General features: G+C 32.1%; 18 protein-coding genes and 1 tRNA gene. 2 read left to right on the top strand and 17 right to left on the bottom strand.

The annotated features are described in order from the left end of the window. Positions 1-243 precede the first annotated feature (243 nt). Positions 244-2877 (top strand): valine--tRNA ligase, encoded by a 2634-nt coding sequence (locus tag ACH2BP_RS01715; RefSeq protein WP_395056392.1) that lies wholly within the window; start codon positions 244-246, stop codon positions 2875-2877. Between the two features lie 75 nt (positions 2878-2952). On the opposite strand, the gene ACH2BP_RS01710 is transcribed toward ACH2BP_RS01715, so the two are convergent. The 17 genes from ACH2BP_RS01710 to ACH2BP_RS01630 all read right to left on the bottom strand — a co-directional run bounded on the left by ACH2BP_RS01710 (position 2953) and on the right by ACH2BP_RS01630 (position 18071). Next, the gene (locus tag ACH2BP_RS01710; RefSeq protein WP_395056390.1) at positions 2953-3525 is read right to left on the bottom strand and encodes a pentapeptide repeat-containing protein; all 573 of its coding nucleotides are present in this window, start codon (positions 3523-3525) and stop codon (positions 2953-2955) included. A gap of 26 nt (positions 3526-3551) precedes the next feature. Beyond that, entirely contained in the window at positions 3552-3935 is a 384-nt protein-coding gene (locus ACH2BP_RS01705) for a response regulator (protein WP_395056388.1), read from the bottom strand. Continuing rightward, positions 3907-5394 carry a PAS domain S-box protein gene (locus tag ACH2BP_RS01700; protein ID WP_395056428.1) on the bottom strand — a complete coding sequence of 496 codons (1488 nt, stop codon included), beginning with the start codon at positions 5392-5394 and terminating at the stop codon, positions 3907-3909. Before ACH2BP_RS01700 ends, ACH2BP_RS01705 begins: the two co-directional genes overlap by 29 nt. A gap of 23 nt (positions 5395-5417) precedes the next feature. Continuing rightward, entirely contained in the window at positions 5418-6287 is an 870-nt protein-coding gene (locus ACH2BP_RS01695) for a CHASE domain-containing protein (protein ID WP_395056386.1), read from the bottom strand. 103 nt (positions 6288-6390) lie between these two features. Next, a tRNA-Arg gene (locus ACH2BP_RS01690) sits at positions 6391-6464 on the bottom strand. A gap of 77 nt (positions 6465-6541) precedes the next feature. Further along, positions 6542-6685, bottom strand: a complete 144-nt coding sequence (locus ACH2BP_RS01685) for an SsrA-binding protein (RefSeq protein WP_395056384.1) — start codon at positions 6683-6685, stop codon at positions 6542-6544. 87 nt (positions 6686-6772) lie between these two features. Then, positions 6773-7600, bottom strand: coding sequence for a DUF4249 domain-containing protein (locus ACH2BP_RS01680; RefSeq protein WP_395056382.1), 828 nt, complete (start codon positions 7598-7600; stop codon positions 6773-6775). Positions 7601-7604: 4 nt separating this feature from the next. Beyond that, positions 7605-9977, bottom strand: a complete 2373-nt coding sequence (locus ACH2BP_RS01675; RefSeq protein ID WP_395056380.1) for a carboxypeptidase-like regulatory domain-containing protein — start codon at positions 9975-9977, stop codon at positions 7605-7607. A gap of 144 nt (positions 9978-10121) precedes the next feature. After that, positions 10122-11348 carry an isocitrate dehydrogenase (NADP(+)) gene (locus ACH2BP_RS01670; protein ID WP_395056378.1) on the bottom strand — a complete coding sequence of 409 codons (1227 nt, stop codon included), beginning with the start codon at positions 11346-11348 and terminating at the stop codon, positions 10122-10124. Between the two features lie 217 nt (positions 11349-11565). Continuing rightward, complete coding sequence (rplS, locus tag ACH2BP_RS01665; protein WP_395056376.1) at positions 11566-11916, bottom strand: 50S ribosomal protein L19; 351 nt, start codon at positions 11914-11916, stop codon at positions 11566-11568. A gap of 123 nt (positions 11917-12039) precedes the next feature. Further along, complete coding sequence (locus tag ACH2BP_RS01660; protein ID WP_395056374.1) at positions 12040-13173, bottom strand: agmatine/peptidylarginine deiminase; 1134 nt, start codon at positions 13171-13173, stop codon at positions 12040-12042. 93 nt (positions 13174-13266) lie between these two features. Beyond that, positions 13267-13587, bottom strand: a complete 321-nt coding sequence (locus tag ACH2BP_RS01655) for a hypothetical protein (protein ID WP_395056372.1) — start codon at positions 13585-13587, stop codon at positions 13267-13269. A 94-nt stretch (positions 13588-13681) separates the two neighbouring features. Then, entirely contained in the window at positions 13682-15106 is a 1425-nt protein-coding gene (locus ACH2BP_RS01650; protein WP_395056370.1) for an agmatine deiminase family protein, read from the bottom strand. Between the two features lie 75 nt (positions 15107-15181). Next, the gene (locus ACH2BP_RS01645) at positions 15182-16006 is read right to left on the bottom strand and encodes a GyrI-like domain-containing protein (protein ID WP_395056368.1); all 825 of its coding nucleotides are present in this window, start codon (positions 16004-16006) and stop codon (positions 15182-15184) included. Between the two features lie 23 nt (positions 16007-16029). After that, positions 16030-16707, bottom strand: coding sequence for a tRNA (guanosine(37)-N1)-methyltransferase TrmD (gene trmD / locus ACH2BP_RS01640; protein ID WP_395056366.1), 678 nt, complete (start codon positions 16705-16707; stop codon positions 16030-16032). Between the two features lie 123 nt (positions 16708-16830). After that, positions 16831-17274: a DUF1569 domain-containing protein gene (locus tag ACH2BP_RS01635; protein WP_395056364.1), complete on the bottom strand. Its 444-nt coding sequence runs from the start codon at positions 17272-17274 to the stop codon at positions 16831-16833. 2 nt (positions 17275-17276) lie between these two features. Continuing rightward, a complete protein-coding gene (locus ACH2BP_RS01630) occupies positions 17277-18071 on the bottom strand; it encodes a class I SAM-dependent methyltransferase (protein ID WP_395056362.1) in 795 nt (264 codons plus the stop codon). A gap of 196 nt (positions 18072-18267) precedes the next feature. Here ACH2BP_RS01630 and ACH2BP_RS01625 point away from each other — a divergent pair, with 196 nt between their 5' ends. Continuing rightward, positions 18268-19200 carry a peptidylprolyl isomerase gene (locus ACH2BP_RS01625; RefSeq protein ID WP_395056360.1) on the top strand — a complete coding sequence of 311 codons (933 nt, stop codon included), beginning with the start codon at positions 18268-18270 and terminating at the stop codon, positions 19198-19200. The last annotated feature ends 154 nt before the right edge of the window (positions 19201-19354 follow it).

Raw genomic sequence — 19354 nt, 5'->3', positions numbered from 1 at the left:
TAATCAGTTTACCTACTTTTGCATACAATTACAAAAAGTGTACCAAAATTCTTTTGTACTGAGCTTGTCGAAGTATTAGGAGCAGAACATTCACTTTACAAAACAACATTATTCCTGCTGTACGTTGCAATCTTATCTCGTTAAAGACGAGATAAGGATTTCCACTTCCATCAGGGCTAAAAATAAAGTTAGTCGTTCTCAATAACCGATTAGCTCAATAACCGAATTAAAGAATAAACAAATATGACAATTCCAGCACAATTCAACGCCAAAGAAACTGAACAAAAATGGTATGACTATTGGATGAAAAATAATTATTTTCATTCTAAACCAGATCATCGTACACCATATACCATTGTAATACCTCCACCAAACGTGACTGGAGTATTACACATGGGACATATGCTAAACAACACCATTCAAGATGTACTTATTCGTCGTGCTAGGCTTAAAGGATTCAATGCTTGTTGGGTTCCTGGAACAGATCACGCTTCTATAGCAACAGAAGCAAAAGTTGTAGCCAAACTAAAAGCGGAAGGAATCAATAAAAACGATTTAACTCGTGAAGAATTTCTAAAACACGCATGGGAATGGACCGACAAATACGGAGGAACAATTCTTGAACAACTTAAACAATTGGGTTGCTCTTGCGATTGGGATAGAACCAAGTTCACGATGGATCCTGACATGTCAGCTTCTGTAATAAAATCATTTGTAGATTTATATAACAAAGGACAAATATACCGTGGTTACCGTATGGTAAACTGGGATCCAGAAGCAAAAACTACGCTTTCTGACGAAGAAGTAATTTTCGAAGAACGTCAAGGGAAATTATATTATATCAAATACAAAATCGAAGGAAGCGAAGATTTTTTAACCGTTGCTACCACACGTCCTGAAACCATTTTTGGAGACACTGCCATCTGTATCAATCCAAACGATGAGCGTCACACAAATCTGAAAGGTAAAAAAGCGATTATTCCAATTTCAGGAAGAATAATTCCTATTATCGAAGACGAATATGTTGATTTAGAATTCGGAACTGGTTGTCTAAAAGTGACTCCAGCACACGATATGAATGACAAAACATTAGGAGAAAAACACAATTTGGAAATCATTGATATTTTCAACGAAGATGCTACGCTAAACAGTTTCGGATTGCATTATCAAGGTAAAGATCGTTTTGTAGTTCGCGAAGAAATATCAAATGAACTTGAAACTTTAGGCGCCATTTCTAAAATAGAAAATCACATAAATAATGTAGGGACATCTGAGAGAACAAAAGCGGTTATAGAACCTCGTTTGTCTGACCAATGGTTTTTACGAATGGAAGATTTAGTAAAACCAGCTATCAAAGCAGTTCTTGAGACCGAAGAAGTAAAATTATATCCATCGCGTTTTAATAATACGTATGCACATTGGTTAAATAACATTCGTGATTGGAATATTTCTCGTCAATTATGGTGGGGACAACAAATTCCAGCTTATTTCTATGGTGATGGGAAAGAAGATTTCGTAGTTGCTGAAAACATTGAAGAAGCTTTGGTTTTAGCCAAAATAAAAACTTCAAACTCTCAACTTCAAATTTCTGATTTAACTCAAGATGCCGATGCTCTAGATACTTGGTTTTCTTCTTGGTTGTGGCCAATGGCTGTTTTTGGTGGAATTCTTGATCCTGAAAACGAAGATTTTAAATATTATTATCCAACGAATGATCTAGTTACTGGTCCAGATATTTTATTTTTCTGGGTTGCCAGAATGATCATTGCAGGTTACGAATATACAGGAAAGAAACCGTTTTCGAATGTATATTTAACTGGATTGGTTCGTGATAGTCAACGTCGTAAGATGTCTAAATCATTAGGGAATTCACCTGAACCATTAGGATTAATCGAAAAATTTGGTGCAGATGGTGTTCGTGTAGGATTATTGTTAAGTGCTTCGGCAGGAAACGATATCATGTTCGACGAAGAGTTGTGCAACCAAGGAAAAGGATTTACTAACAAAATCTGGAATGCTTTCAAACTCATAAAAGGTTGGGAAGTTTCTGAAACTATTGCGCAACCGGAATCTTCAAAAGTTGCAATAGAATGGTACGAAGCTAAATTGCAACAAACTTTATTAGCTATCGAAGATGATTTCGAAAAATACAGAATTTCCGATGCTTTAATGGCCATTTATAAATTGGTTTGGGACGATTTTTGTTCATGGTTTCTCGAAATGATAAAACCAGCTTACCAACAACCAATTGACAGCGTAACTTTTGCAAAAGCAATAGAAATGTTAGAAAACAATTTAAAATTATTGCATCCATTCATGCCATTTTTAACGGAAGAAATTTGGCAAATCATTGCCGAAAGAACACCAGAAGAAGCCTTGATTGTTTCTACTTGGCCAGAAATGAAATCTTTTAACGAAAGTTTGATTTCAGATTTTGATACTACGATTGAAGTAATTTCAGGAATTAGAACCATACGAAAAGATAAAAACATACCGTTTAAAGATGTGATTGAACTTAGAATTGTAAACAATGATAAGGCTTCAACTTATTTTGATTCGGTGGTAACCAAATTAGGGAATATATCTTCGTTAGAATATGTTTCTGAAAAAGTAAATGGTGCTTTATCATACCGAGTAAAATCGAACGAATACTTTATTCCCATTACAGGAAATATCGATGTAGAAGCTGAAATTTCTAAATTGACTGAAGAATTAAACTATACTAAAGGCTTCTTAAAATCGGTACAAGGAAAACTATCTAACGAGAAATTTGTGGCTGGAGCTCCAGAAAAAGTACTAGAAATGGAACGAAAAAAAGAAACCGATGCTTTGGCTAAAATTGCTACGATTGAGCAGAGTTTAGCTGGATTGAAGTAAAAATTTCGGCATATAACAATACGAGTTTCACTAATTATCACAAAATTATTCGTGATAATTAGTGAAACTCGTTTTTTAACGTATTATAATTTCATATTTATCCAACAGACCTTTTATATTTTCTGAAGAAAAAATCGCCTTTTTCAACTTTGTTTTTTCAGGATCGATAGAAAAGAAATAACTAGAATAAAAATCGGTTTTATTGGCAATCGCATCGCTAAAAACAGCTAAATGTAAATTACAATTGTCAAATAAAGCTTCGGTAAGATCAGATTGCATAAAATCGACAGCAACCATGCTACAATCTATAAATGACATTCCTCGTAGTTTCAAATCATAAAACTGAACATAATCTAATTTGCAATTTTTAAAATTGAATTCATAAATTATTTGGTCCGTCATCGCAAAATTTACTGAAGTAAAATCACAATCATTAAATAGTACATTCCGCAAACCTACATGTCCAATTTTTGCTTCTTTAAAGTTACAAAAATTGAAAGTGCAATCTACAAAATGCACACCTGTAAAGTTACAAGCTGTTAAATCACAATGGTTAAAAACACAATTTTCGTATTCTTTTTGTGCAATTTCGTATTTAGAAAACATAATGTTGTTGTATTCTTTATCGTAAATATATTCGGCACTCATGTTGAAATTTTTGATACAAATATAACTTAATCTTGTTCAGCTATTTTTTGTAATTTTTCTAAATTGATTGGTTTGCTCAAAAACTCTTTAACACATTTGTATTTTCTGGCTTTCAATTTATCTTCGATAGCAATAGATGAACTGGCAATATAAACCATACTTTCTTTATTGATTCTTTTCTCTAATTTACAAAATTCATCAAGAAATTCCCAGCCATCCATTTCAGGCATTTCTATGTCAAGAAGCAGAATGTCAGGTAAATAAGAAGTGGTTTCAAAATAAATTATGGCCTCATTTCCGTTATTGAATTCTATAGTTTCACTATAAAGTTTGGTTTTTTGAATCAACTTTTTAGTGATTAATTTGTATATCGGGTCATCATCAATGATGCAAATTCTCTTTTGGAGCATTATTAAAATATGTTTTAAAAGTTGTACCTATGTTTATATTACTTTCTACTTCTATTTTACCTTTCAATGTATCAATTTGATTTTTTGTAATAAAAAGACCAATTCCTCTTGATTCTGGGTTATTAGTAAATGTTTTATATAACCCGAATAATTTTTTTCCGTTTTTCTTTAAATCTATTCCTATACCATTGTCTCGGATTTCAAGTATTTGATAATTGTCTTCAGTATATGTTTTAATTTCGATTTCAGGTTTCCGGTCTGGATGTTTGTATCGAATGGCATTTGATATAAAATTAAGTAATACGCTTTCTAGATAAGCTGGATTAAAACTTACTGTCACATCATTTGAAATGGTATTTGTTATAACCGCTTCGTGTTTAACAATTTGATTTCGTAGTACTTCTATTGTTTTATTAACGTATTTATTTAGATTTAATTCTTCAATAATTGGATTTATATCAGTTTGAATGGAAACAACTTCATTAAGGTTGCTCATAGTTTGGTTTAATGTTTCAGAAACCGATTTTAACAAAACTAATAATTCGTTTCGTTCTTCTTGGTCTTCGCTCATTTCAATCAAACTAATCAAGGACTGAATGTTGCTGGTATGTGCTCGTAAATTATGCGAAATAATATGCGAAAAATTTAATAATCGTTTGTTTTGTTCTGTGACTAATTTTAAAGAATTATTCAAATCTATTTCAAATTGTTTAGATTTTGTTGTGTCAATTAAAATTCCTCTAAATTTGATTATATTTTCACTTTCATGATAAACACTTACAATATCACGAACCCAAACGACACTACCATTTTTAGCAATCATACGATATTCGTAATCAAATGGTTTTTTGTCATGCGCATATTTAGTAGTGTAATTAATAACCCAATCTCTGTCATCGGGATGAATTATTTTTCTCCAAAAATATTTATCTGCAATCCATTCTTCAGGAGTATATCCTAAAATGTCTTCCGATTTTTTACTGATATAAGTTACTCCAGACTCTTCCGAATTACCTTCCCAGACAATACCATCAATACTATCTATTAAATCTTTAATTTTTTGTTGTGATTCTTGTACTTGTCTTTCAGATTCTTTTCTACCTGAAATATCTTCAATAATAGCAATGTGATTGTTTGGTTTTTCATTTTTTCCCCATAGAGAAGAGACCGTTATGTTTATCCAAATGATTTTTCCGTTTTTGTGATAATATCTTTTTTCCACAGAAAATTGACCTATCTCTCCATTTCTCATTTTTTTCATGTTCATTAAATCTTCATCCAAATCATTTGGGTGTGTGATCATCATGAAATTCATTTTCTTTATTTCCTCTTGGTTATAACCAATAAGTTCACAAAATTTGTCATTTGCATCGATAAAAGTGCCATCGATAGAATTGGTATGTACAATTCCTAGACCAGCATGTTCAAAAATGGATTTAAATAAAAATTCACTTTGAATTATTTTTTTTGTTTGCAGATTAACTAAATGTTGTAACTCAGAAGGTTTTTTAGTAAGGTATTAACAAAAAGTCCGCAAAGCAAACTCAATAAAAAAGCAATTATCATAACAGGGAAAAAACCTAATAAATAATTTTGCTCTTTAGAGATTATGTAGAGAACCCAATCTCCCTCTGGAATTTCTGCTTTTTCAAATGATTTATCATATAGTGGAGATTTGTTTTCCAGAAAAAACTCTTCAGTATTTGTTATTGGATTTATTTTTGAAAGTTGAAAATAGTACTTATTACTTTTAAAAGACTCAATTCCCGTAGATTTTATAAGGGTTTTAAATTTTACTATTACAGCAGAAAATCCCCAAAATTTACCTTTTTTAAATATAGGTAAACGACCAACAACACCTAAACCTCCTTGTTTTAACTCGACGGGTCCAGAAAAATAAATTGACTTTGTTTCAATGGCTTTTAAAGCAGCTTTACGATGTAAAGGACTATGAAGTATATCGAAATTTGTTGCAACTTCATTACCCTTTAAAGGGTAAGTGTATTTTATAACTCCTTTAGGAACTAACTGTACAGCATCTATATAATTGTTACTATTAATAATTTGTTTGGCAACTTGTTCAAAATCTTTAGGATTTCCATTATCGTCAATGGTTAATGCCAAAGTAATAGTTGCTGCGTAATTAATTTTTAAATTTTGTTCAATATTTTTTTTAACAACAGCTAAAATACTTTCCATTTCGTGTTGTTCATCTTGTTTTAAAGCTTGTTGTTTAAAAAAGAAAATAATGCTTAAAAAAGAAAATAAACATATAAAAACAATAAGCCCAGAGGTTTTTGGACGTGATAAAAACCAACTGACTAGAGCTGTTATTTTCTTTTCGATATTCACAAAAATGTTTTTAGTATACAAATATAGCTAAAAATCAGACAAATAGGGAATTGGGCTAAAAAGAGATTAAAATAAAAAAGCCCACCAATTGGTGAGCTTTTTGTGACCTCGACTGGATTCAAACCAGTAACCTCTTGAGCCGTAATCAAGTGCGCTATTCAGTTGCGCCACGAGGCCTTTTTTGTGAGTGCAAATATAGTTATAAATGTTAAATTTGCAAATCAAAATTCAAAAAGATTTCAAAAAAGATAAAATCAAGAATCTAAAGCCTTTTTGGTAACAAAATAACGGTAACCAATGATTACCATTTGCCATTTTTTAGCTTTGGCTAAATCTAGTCTTTGTTTGGTAAAACTCGGCAAGAGCAGTTTGTTTATTTGAGCTAATATTTTGTACATGTTTTTTTTCAAAGATAAAAAAAGACTGCTGTTGAATTTTAATAATTACAAATATATTTTTCCTTTTTTAAAATAAAAGCAAAATTACTATTGAACAACATAAATATCAGTATCAACTTCACCTAAACTAAAATAGCCTAATGGGAAATTTGCTTCATTTGTTTGGTTTATAATATTTCCTCTTAAGGTTGCTGGCGGTGTTGCAAATGGATTTCCACCATCGATAGCAGCAATATTAAGTAGTTTTTCCATGTAATTATTGTAACGTTCTGATATACCTTGTAGATAAATGTCTAGTTTATCTCCTGCTTTCAATTTATCATCTGTGTAGAAACCAAACATTTGATTTCCTTGAAAAAAACGATCTTTTATAACACCAAATTCTGTAAATGCTTTGGTACTGTTTTTAAAACCAATTAAATAGAAATTATCTTCTAAACCGTTGTCTTGGTAGAAAAATTTTACTTGAATTAAGTCAGTTCCTCCAACGCCTGGAACGGATATCTGGTTTGTAGTATCAATATTTGGTGTGGCTAATAATTTATCGGTAGCTTTATAAGTTTGCCCATTATTGATTACTGTTAACGTGTAATTTTCATTTACAACTGGAACAAAATTAGTACAGATATATTCACCGGTATTTGGAGTTTCTATAAAATTGAAAACTGTATTTGCGCTATTTGTAATGTAAACAGTAGCGCCAGAAACTGCTGGAATTATATTGGTATAAAAATCAGTTGTTGTAGTAAGTTTTATTTTTTGTTCGTTTCCTGAAGTTCCTTTTTGCCATTTTATAACAGCATCTATAACGAGTTTTGGTTGTGCTGTGTCTAAAGAAATATCTACAGGATTTTCACAACTTGTTAAGAAAAGTACAGCTATAATTATAAATAAATAATTTGAAATTGTCTTCATATTTTTAGAATTTGAAATTATAAGAAACGGATGGTACAATTCCGAAGATTGATAGTTTAATCGCTTCGTTACTTCCATTATCAGCATTTTGGCGAAAGCTTATCGAAGCAGCATTTTTTCGAGCATAAACATTATAAATACTAAAAACCCATTCGCCCTGCCTACCTTTCTTTTTGTCAGGTTTGGGCACATAAGTTGCCGAAATGTCTAAATGATGATAAGTTGGTAAGCTATTTTTGTTTCTTAATCCATAACTAGGAATTGTAATGCCTTGATACACGTATTGTCCGTTAGGATAAGTTACTGGTTGACCAGTTTGTAGTGTAAAATTAGCTCCAAAAGTCCATTTTTTATTCAAATTATAAGTACTTGTAACTGCAAGATTATGTAATTTGTCATAAGCAGAGCGATACCAATCACCGTTATTTACTCCAACCTCCGTTGGAGTTCTTCCCGGAGTTTGTTGTTGTGATTTTGAAATCGTACAAGCAATCCAACCATTTAGTTTTCCTTCGTTTTTTCGGATTAAAAATTCTAAACCATAGGAACGCATTCTACCATCTAGAATTACTTGTTCGATGGCTTCATTTGCAATTAGATCAGCGCCATCTATATAATCCATTCTGTTTTGTATTTTTTTGAAAAAACTTTCAATTTCAACAGAATATTTATCATCACTAAAATTATTAAAATAACCAACAGCAACTTGGTCTGCAATTTGAGGTTTTATATAATTGTCACTAGGTGTCCAAACATCTAGAGGAGTTGGTGAGGCTGTATTCGAAATGAGTTGTAAATACTGTACCATTCGATTGTAACTTGCTTTTACCGATTGATTATTATTTAATTCATAAGCTACAGAGAAACGAGGTTCGAGGTTATTAAAACTAGCGATGGTTTTGTTTTTTCCAAAAGATTCAGTTCCAATAGGTTTTGCTTTTTCATAAATTTTCAGATCTGAATCATAAAATACAGGTTGGTCGTTTGTATAAAGATTTACTGTCGAACTTCCTAAACGATAAAACATACTATAACGAAAACCATAATTTACGGATAATTTATCTGTTATTTTTTGCTCTGCATCTACATACAAAGCAGGTTCGAAAGCATATTTTTTTTCTAGCTGTTTGTAGTTTATACCAGATTCGGAATTTATTGGCTCGATGGTTCCAGGATTGAAGTTGTAATAAATACCATTAGCACCATAATTTAGTTTTATTTTATCTGATAAATAATATTTAAAATCATATTTAAGATTGTAATTTTTAATGCCTGAATTCCAATTAAAACCAATAAAATCTAATGTTAATCCGTAATAATAATCACTATAAATCATCGATAAATTGGAGAATAGCTTATCAGAATACAAATGATTCCAGCGTAAGTTTAAAGTCGAATTTCCGTAAGTATTTGTAAAAGTTTTATTTAATGAAAACACATCACGTCCAAAATATCCAGAAACATATAAATTGTTATTCTTGTTTAATTTGTAATTTAATTTTGCATTTAAATCATAAAAGTAAGCAACATTCTTATTGTCTGTTAATTTCAGAAATAAATGTGCATAAGAAGCACGACCGCCTATAAGAAAAGAACCTTTGTCTTTTACAATTGGGCCTTCAGCAAGAAGACGACTGGAAATTAATCCAATTCCACCATTTACATGAAAATTTTTACTGTTTCCATCTTTCTGATAAATATCTAAAACTGATGATGCTCTACCTCCAAAACGTGCCGGAATTCCTCCTTTGTATAATTTTAAATCTTTTATTGCATCTGGATTAAAAACTGAAAAGAATCCAAAAACATGAGAAGAATTAAAAATAGTTGCTTCATCTAATAAGATTAAATTTTGATCTGCACCACCACCACGAACATTAAAACCAGATTGTCCTTCGCCAGCATTTGTAACACCTGGAAGAAACAATATAGCTTTTAGAACATCAACTTCTCCTAGAACAACAGGCATTTGTTTGATGGTTGAAATAGATAATTTATTTACACTCATTTCAGGTTTTCGAATGTTAGATTTTGTTTTTTCGGTAATAACAACTTCTTCTAATTCTTTTCCTGAATCTGATAAACTGTAATTTAGTTTTGTGTTTTCCGTAAGCGAAACAGTCTCTTCGATGGTTTGAAAACCCACGTAACTTATGATGATTTCATACTCTCCTTTAGGAAGTGTTAGTGAATAGAACCCGTATTCGTTTGTGACGGCAAAAGCTTTTGTGTTTTTTGATAAAATATTAACTCCAATAAGGGTTTCATTGCTTTTTGCGTCAGAAATTATTCCTGAAATTGTAAATTTATCTTGCGAAAAACTTGTTGCAAAAGCGAATAAAAAAACGAATTGAATGAGGATTTTTTTTGTAATCATAGCTTTTATATTTTCAATTTCTAGAACTACAAATTTGACGAATTAATACGATTTTTGTTACATATCAACTGTTAATCTATGGTTAAAAAAAAAGACAATCATTTCTGATTGCCTTTTTTGTAATTTATTTAAATATAAGAAAGATTAAACTAATTTCTTATCTAAATTTTCTTTGATTGCTGCTAAGAAATCTTCGGTAGTTAGATAATCAGCACCAGTTAAACCTTCTGGTTTTACTAGTGTAGCTAAATCTTTAGTCATTTTTCCGCTTTCTACAGTTTCTACACAAACTTGTTCTAGTTTTAAACAAAAATCTATTAATTCTTGATTATTATCTAACTTTCCTCTGTGCTCTAAACCACGAGTCCAAGCAAAAATAGAAGCGATTGGATTAGTTGAAGTAGCTCGTCCTTTCTGGTGTTCTCTGTAATGACGTGTTACAGTTCCGTGTGCTGCTTCTGCTTCAACAGTTTTTCCGTCAGGAGTTACTAGTACAGAAGTCATTAGTCCTAATGAACCAAATCCTTGTGCCACAGTGTCTGACTGAACATCACCATCATAATTTTTACAAGCCCAAACAAAACCACCACTCCATTTCATGCAAGAAGCAACCATGTCATCGATAAGTCTGTGTTCGTAAGTAATTTTTAGTGCTTCGAATTTAGATTTATAGTCGCTTTGATATACTTCTTCAAAAATATCTTTGAAACGTCCGTCGTAAGCTTTAAGAATCGTATTTTTTGTAGATAAATATAATGGCCATTTTTTTGTTAATGCCATTTGGAAAGATGAATGTGCAAATCCGTATATACTTTCGTCAGTATTATACATAGACATAGCTACTCCGTCTCCATCAAAGTTATACACTTCCCAGTTTTGAGTTTCGCCCCCGTTTTCAGGAACAAAAGTCATGGTTAGTTTTCCTTTTCCTTTTATAACTGTATCAGTCGCTTTGTATTGGTCTCCAAAAGCGTGACGACCAATTACGATTGGTTTTGTCCAACCTTGTACATATCTGGGAACATTACTCATAATAATCGGCTCACGAAAAACAGTTCCGCCAACAATATTACGGATAGTTCCGTTTGGAGATTTCCACATTTTAGAAAGGTTAAATTCTTTAACACGTTCTTCATCTGGAGTAATAGTAGCACATTTGATACCTACATTGTATTTTTTGATTGCTTCTGCCGAATCGATAGTTATTTGATCCTTTGTAGCTTCACGACTTTCTATTCCTAAATCGTAATATTTGATATCTAATTCAAGATATGGAAGAATTAATTTATCTTTAATAAATGCCCAAATAATTCTTGTCATTTCATCGCCATCCAATTCTACAACCGGATTGGCTACTTTAATTTTTGCCATTATAATGTAAGTTAGTTTATTTTTTTTGTAAATTCTGATAGCAAATATAAGAAATCAATTTTTAAAATAATTACTTTGAATAACTATATCGATTGATTTATGATTTTCGTAATATAGAAAGTTGTAATTATTGAATTCATAATTTAAGACTCATTTTTTTTACATAAAAAAAGCTCCAAATTTCTTTGGAGCTTCTATAATATAAAAAGATATTTGATTATCTTCTTTTATCTCTAATTTTTGCTTTTTTACCAGTAAGTTCTCTGAAGTAGAAAATTCTAGCTCTACGAACTGCACCTTTTTTGTTGATTTCAATTTTCTGTAAAGCTGGTAAGTTTACTGGAAAGATACGCTCTACTCCAACTGCACCTGACATTTTACGGATTGTAAAAGTTTCAGTGTTACCTGAACCTCTTCTTTGAATAACAACTCCTTTAAAAAACTGAGTTCTAGTTTTTTCACCCTCTTTAATTTCGTAATAAACTGTGATTGTGTCTCCAGCTCCGTAAACAGGGAAATTTTTTCTTGTTACAAATTCGTCTTGAACGAATTTCATTAAATCTGCCATGATAATTTTTTTAATTATGGTTTTAAATCAGAACAACATTCACGGATTTCGCCAGAGGTTGGTCTAAGTGGGTGCAAAAGTAAGAAATAATTAGCAATTAATAATTAATAATTGATAATTATTTTATTGCGGTTGTTGTTGTGTTACACAATGTACCATACCGCCATTCTCATATAAGTTTCTAACATCAATTCCTACAACGGTTCTACCTGGATATAAACCAGCAATAATTGCGTTTGCCACAACATCATTCGGGTCATTATAATTGGGTACAAGAACTTTTCCGTTGGCTACATAAAAATTAATATAACAACCTTTGTAACCTAAATTAGTACCGTTTGTAGTTATCACATTGTTTTGCGACAAAGGCAAAATCGTTTTTGCATACACTTGGTTGTTTTTGTTTGAGGCGTTATTTAAAAGATCTATATCGCTTTGTATTAGTCCCCATTCTAATAAATTGGCACTACTCATTGTAACTATTTTAGTATCGGAAACAAATTTTGCCACACCATCTATATGCATATCGGTAACATCTTGTGCGCTAAAACCACCTTCTAACCATATAAATTTGGTAGCTCCTAAGTATTTTGTAAAATAAGCTTCTGCTTGAGCTTGCGTCATTCCTGCATTTCTGACAGAATTGGCTGGACTTTGACTAATTATTGAACTTTTAGTTGCCATAAAAACACCGTGCCCATCTAATTCTACCGAGCCACCTTCGTTTACCATAGAAACATTTACGGGTGTCATACCAATACCAGAACCTATCAAACTTGGGATTGGATTACATTTCGCAAAACCATGTTTACCGCCCCAACCATTGAAACCCCAATCTTGAAGGACAAGTTGACCTGTTTTGTCTTTTACAAAAATAGGCCCATTATCTCTTATCCAAACATCATTTGTTTGGTGTATTTTGAAATTTATATTCGTTAATGGTACTCCAGCAGTTGTTAATAATCCTTCAATTCTGGTTTGTTCGGTAGTATCATAAGCAATAATATGCACTTTTTCTGTCGATTGTAATGCGCTAGTCATAGCAACCCATGTTGCATCTAAACTATTTCTGTATGCCAAGCCATATTCATAATGATGTGGCCATTGTAACCAAGTCCCTTCATGTGTTGCAGATTCTTCGGGCATGGTATATAAAACTTCTGTTGTAATAGGATTTTCAGTACTGTCAGTTTCTTCATTGTTGCATGATACAATTGTCATTGCTGAAATCATAGATAATAAGATTAACTTTTTCATAATTGTTTTATTTAAATTATAAGACAAATTTAGGTTAATGTATTTCTTAAGCGATTGTCCAAAATGGACATTTTTTAAATGGTATAGTCAGTTTTAATTGCTTAATATAGTTTGAAATATAGAAACTATAATTCCTATAAATGCCAAAGACAATCCAGTAATAAAAATCATTAAAGTTTTTCGATAATATAGCGCAACTGTATCTGTTGGAAAATTATTATTTAAGATTCTAAACAAAGCAGTAATCATAAGTACAATGCTTAATAATAATCCGAGAATAACAATATAATCTGTAATTTGTGTTTCTGCAACTGGCTCGGTTGCCCATTTTCCTGTAAAACCTAACACAAAACCTAAAATTATCCCTATTGCGGTAACCATGGGTTGTCTGTAATTTTGAATATTTTCGTCCATAAATGTTTATTTTGATATAAGTTTAATAAAAAAATGAAGTGTTAGAAGAAATTCTTACACTTCATTTGAAAGATATAATGTTTGAATTAAATAACTATTTAGAGATAACTAATTTTGTACTTGCTATTTGTTTTCCTTCGGAACTTATTTGACAGATGTATACTCCGTTGCTTAAGTTACTTGAATTTAATGCTATTGTATTTTCTCCTATATTGTAATTAGTTTCTTTTACTTCTCCAACTTTTGTACCAATGATATTATAAATTTCAACTTTTATAGATTTAGTTTCTGTTAATGAAAAACGAATAGAAGCATTTCCATTAGTCGGATTTGGATATATTCCTAAATCGATTGAATTTTCTAATGTATGGTTTACAGTGCCCAATGCCGTAGTTGGTTGTTGTTGTGTTACACAATGTACCATACCACCGCTTTTGTATAAGTTCCTGCAGTCGATACCTACAACGGTTCTTCCTGGATATAGTCCTGCAATAATAGCATTAGCCACAGCATCATTCGGGTCGTTGTAATTGGGAACTAAAACACGATTGTTTGCCACGTAGTAATTAGCGTAACTCCCGTTATAAGTTAGTGCTGCACCACTTGTCGGTTGTACATTATTTGCAGTAAGCGGAATAATAACTTTCGTATAAACCACATTATTTACGTTTGAAGCGGCATATAATTTATCTATATCAGATTGTGGCGCTCCCCAATATAACAAATCGGCTTGGCTCATAGTAACCAGTTTATTTCCTGGAGCAAATTTTGCAAATCCATCAATATGAGCATCGGTAATGTCATCTTGGCTAAACCAACCATCTAACCAGATAAATTTTGTGGCTCCTATGTATTGAGTAAGTATTGCTTCTACTTGTGCTTGTGTTTTTCCTACATTCCTAAGGGCTTTAATTCCCGTAGGTGTTGTAGGATTAGTTTGTGCTGTAATTGCCGATTTTGTAGCTAAAAAAGTTCCTGCACCATCTAACTCCCATGAACCACCTTCAATAGTTAATATGCTATTTAAGTTTAATGGTGTGAGCCCTGTTGCTGTTCCCATAGCTGTTGGGACGGTATTGTCTTTGTCGAAGGCATAATCTCCTCCCCAACCATTAAAACCCCAATCTTGCATAACTAATGCACCAGCTGAATTGCGAACAAAAATGCCACCAGTATCTCTCATCCAAACATCGTTTGTAGTTTTTATAATGAAATTCACATTAGTTAATGGCACACTTGCAGCGGTTAGGAGGTTTGTTATTCTTGTTCGCTCGGTTGTGTTATAGGCAATGATATGCACTTTTTCGTTGGCTTGTAAAGCATTTGTCATTGCAACCCAGGTGGCATCATTCTCGTTTCGATAGGCAGCTCCGTATTCGAAACTATGTGGCCAAGCCAACCATGTTCCTTCATGTGGCTCTGATTCGTCTGGGAAAGTGTAAGTTTGAGCGTAGTTACTATTCATAGAAAAAAGGAATATTACTAATAGGGTTTTTGCAAAAGTAAATGTAGCTTTCATTGTTTTATTTTTATGTAGTTAGACAAGACAAAACTATATTTTTATAAAACTTATATGTTGTCCAAAATGGACAAATTATAAAAGCGGAATTAATATTTCGGTTATAAAATCAGCTTCCGAAGTTGTATTAGAATCATAATTTATATACTGTTCGATAATAGGAGAATGGGAAAATTCTAACTGATTGTCTAATATCCAACCACCATAAATTTGAGCATAGGTTTTTTCGATACTATTGTAACTGCCATGATGAATAAACTTAGCATATTTGTCCCCAAAAATTTCTTTTACAGGTAATTTTGGATTTAAAATTTCGGTAAAAACACAAGCGTCATAATTGCATTTTGCTTTGTTTGTAATAATTACGTCATCGGAAATCAAACCAAAATATTCTGAATTTGCATCATCAAAATTATTTTTCAGAATATTATTCCAAAGCGATTCAATTTCTGGATTTACATAATTTGTTCTGCAACTAGAGTAATTAACTAGTTTTTTGGGTATAAAAATAATTTCAGGCTCAAGATTATACGCAATAGATTGTATAAAATTATTATCTCTAAAAAGTATTTCTTTGTTATTTCTTGCCACAGAAGGAGAAATGCCAAAATGTTTTTTGAATGTTTTAGAAAAAGATTGCAAATCAGAGAAACCAACTTCGATAGCAATATCCGAAATTTGTTTTTTCGAATAGAGTAATATTTTGTAACCATTTTCGACTTTCAATCGGGTTTGATAACCGCCAATTGTTTCGTTAAATAGTGAGAAGAAAATGCGTTGCAAGTTTCTATAAGAATAACAAGAAATAGCTTCAAGTTCGCTTACAGCAATTAGCTTGTTATAATTTTTCTCAATATAATTTTGAGTGTCGTAAATACGTTTCAAATAAAATTCACTCATTTTTTTCAGATTTCAGAATATTATTACTCCTCTAATAAGTCTGGTCTTCTATTTTTTGTATGTTCATAAGCCATATCCTCTCTCCATTTGTCGATTTTTGCGAAATGTCCACTGGTTAAAACTTCTGGAACTTTCCAACCTTTATAATCTGCTGGTCGAGTATATATAGGTCCAGATAATAAATTATCCTGAAAACTATCTGTTAATGCCGAAGTTTCATCACTCAAAACACCAGGGATTAATCGGATTAATGCATCACATAAAACCAAAGCGCCTAATTCCCCACCAGATAAAACATAATCACCTATAGAAATTTCTCTTGTAATAAAATGATCACGAACACGCTGATCGACACCTTTATAATGACCACAAAGAATAATTATATTCCCTAATAATGACATAGTATTTGCCATTTTTTGATTCATAGTTTCTCCGTCTGGCGACATATAAATGATTTCGTCGTAGGTTCTTTCGGATTTGAGATGCGTGATACAATCATCTATAGGTTGTACATTCATGACCATTCCCGCGCCACCACCATATGGATAATCATCTACCGATTTTTGTTTGTTTGTTGTATAATCTCGTAAATTATGAAAATGAACTTCGACCAATCCTTTGTCAATAGCACGTTTCATAATCGAAGCTTCAAACGGGCTTCGCAATAATTCTGGTAAAACGGTAATAATATCTATTCGCATGTTCTTTATTGAAAAGTGCAAAGTTACAAAGATAAAAGTTTTTTTAGGAGCTATTTCCTGCTGTCCGTTGCAATCTTTTACTTTTTAAAGAAAAAAGCAAAAGGATTTCCACTTCCATCAGGGCTAAACACCAAACTGACGCAAATGATGATCTACGTGATTCCACATGAGTTTGTTCCAATCGTCGTAAGTCATTTTTCCCCAAAATGGATGGTCAGTGATTTTTATTGATTGATGTCCTTCGGCAAAACGACTAAAATTTGTAATTAATTCATTTTTAGAAGCCTCAAAATCATATTTGTCTGTAAAAATAAATTCCTTTGCCGTTGGACTATTTCTTTTGAATTCGGAATTGAAAACCTTATTTTTCATTAGGCGACCTAAAAGTCTAAAAACAAAATTCACTTTTACCTTGTTTTCTCCAAAAGCAACTATAAGTGCTTCGTTTGTATGTTTGCACATTTGGTCTACACTCATTTTCCCCCAAACGGCTTGACTTTCTGGAGTTAGTTTTTGTATTCTAAAAATTATTTCTTGGTTGTTCGTGGTATCGAAAATACTTTTCATAATTATTGTTTTTTAGTAGCTTCTATAGAAAAAACCATTGGGATTTTATTTTCTAAATGTTTGATTCTAAATTTTCCAGTTTCAAATTCTTCTGTCATATTAAAACAATTGTATGGCGAATAATCGTATTCGTTGAATGAGTTAATTTCTAATCCTGATTGAATTAAAGAGTTTAAAACTTCTGATGTTGGATGGTTCCAGCCTACAGAAGTTGTTTTTATTTCGGATGTTTGGTCTGCGTAAGTTCCTTCCTCATGTTCAATTATTGGTTCTGTATTAAAGTAAGAATAAAAAACCGCTGCAAAATTATTATCATACATCCAAACTACTGGATGAAAATAGGCCATGATGAATTTTCCGTTTGGTTTTAAGTATTGAGCAACGATGTTTGCCCACTTTGTTAAATCAGGTAACCAACCAATAGTTCCGTAACTGGTAAAAACAATATCAAATTCCTCATTAAGATGATTGGGTAAATCATAAATATCACAACAAATAAATGTGGCATCAAGATTTAATTGGGTATTAAATTCCTGTGCTTTTGCAATGGCTTTGTCAGACAAATCGACTCCAGTTACTTTTGCGCCCAGTCTTACGAGCGACAATGAATCTTGACCAAAATGACATTGCAAATGCAATATTTTTTTGCCAGACACATCACCTAATATCTCTAATTCAATAGAATTTAATGATGATTTTCCGTTGAGGAAATTCTCATTGTCATAAAACTCAGAGGTGATATGAACCTCGGTTTTGTTGTTCCATGTTTGTTTGTTGATATTTATGTAATCTTCCATTTTTGAAATGTGGTTAGAAATTGGAATGTTGAATGATAGCCCTGATAGAGCCAAATAGCTTCCGATTTTTTATCGGAACTATGGGCGAAAGCAGGAGTAATGTTTAAAATAAGAGAAATGTTATGCTCCTAAAAAAATCAATTCAAATTTAGTATTTATTTTGTAAATTTGCACTTTAAAAATAAAAATCACAACAATGGAAAATGGAATATACGCTAAATTTAACACTGCAAAAGGTTCGATTTTAGTAAAACTAACACACGATTTGACTCCAGGAACAGTAGGGAATTTTGTTGCACTTGCTGAAGGAAATCTAGAAAATAAAGTTAAACCACAAGGAACACCTTATTATGACGGACTAACATTTCACCGTGTTATTCCTGATTTTATGATACAAGGAGGATGTCCACAAGGAACTGGAACTGGAGCGCCTGGTTATAAATTTGACGATGAGTTTCACCCAAGTTTGAAACATGACAGACCAGGAGTTTTGGCTATGGCAAATTCTGGACCAGGAACAAATGGCTCTCAGTTTTATATCACACATGTTCCAACTACTTGGTTAGATGGCAAGCATACTGTTTTCGGTCATGTTGTAGAAGGTCAAGATGTTGTTGATGCAGTGGAAGGAAATGATATTCTAGAAACTTTAGAAATAGTTAGAGTTGGTGAAGAATCTGAAAAATGGAATGCTGTAGAAGCTTTTAGAACTTTTGAAGGTTCTCGTGCAAAACGTGAAGCTGCAGAAAAAGCAGAAGGTGAAGCAAAAATGGAGCAATTGGCTGCTGGTTTTGATAAAACAGAAAGCGGTTTACGTTACAAAATGATTCAGAAAGGTTCTGGTAAAAAAGCTGAAAATGGTAAAACAGTTTCAGTACATTACGAAGGTTCTTTAGAGTCTGGAAAAGTTTTTGATTCTTCTTATCCACGCAAAAAACCAATTGATTTTAGATTAGGTCAAGGTCAAGTGATTGAAGGCTGGGACGAAGGAATTGCTTTACTTCAAGTAGGCGACAAAGCACGTTTTGTGATTCCGTCGCATTTGGCTTACGGATCTCGTGGTGCTGGTGGTGCGATTCCGCCAAACGCTACTTTGATTTTTGATGTAGAATTAATGGATGTAAAATAATATTTTCTTTAAAATATACTTAAATCCTATTCGCCGCTGCGAATGGGATTTTTTTATACAAAAAACTGACTTTTGTAATGTTTTTTGTACTGATTAGAAGGTAAAGCAAAAAAGGCTTCTCAAAATTGAGAAGCCTTTTTTGCTTTACAAATAT

The sequence above is a fragment of the Flavobacterium sp. genome, from assembly GCF_043756175.1.
In the GTDB taxonomy this organism is placed as follows: domain Bacteria; phylum Bacteroidota; class Bacteroidia; order Flavobacteriales; family Flavobacteriaceae; genus Flavobacterium.
The sequence above is the reverse complement of the archived record's forward strand: the minus strand, read 5'-3'. Positions and strand labels throughout refer to the sequence as shown.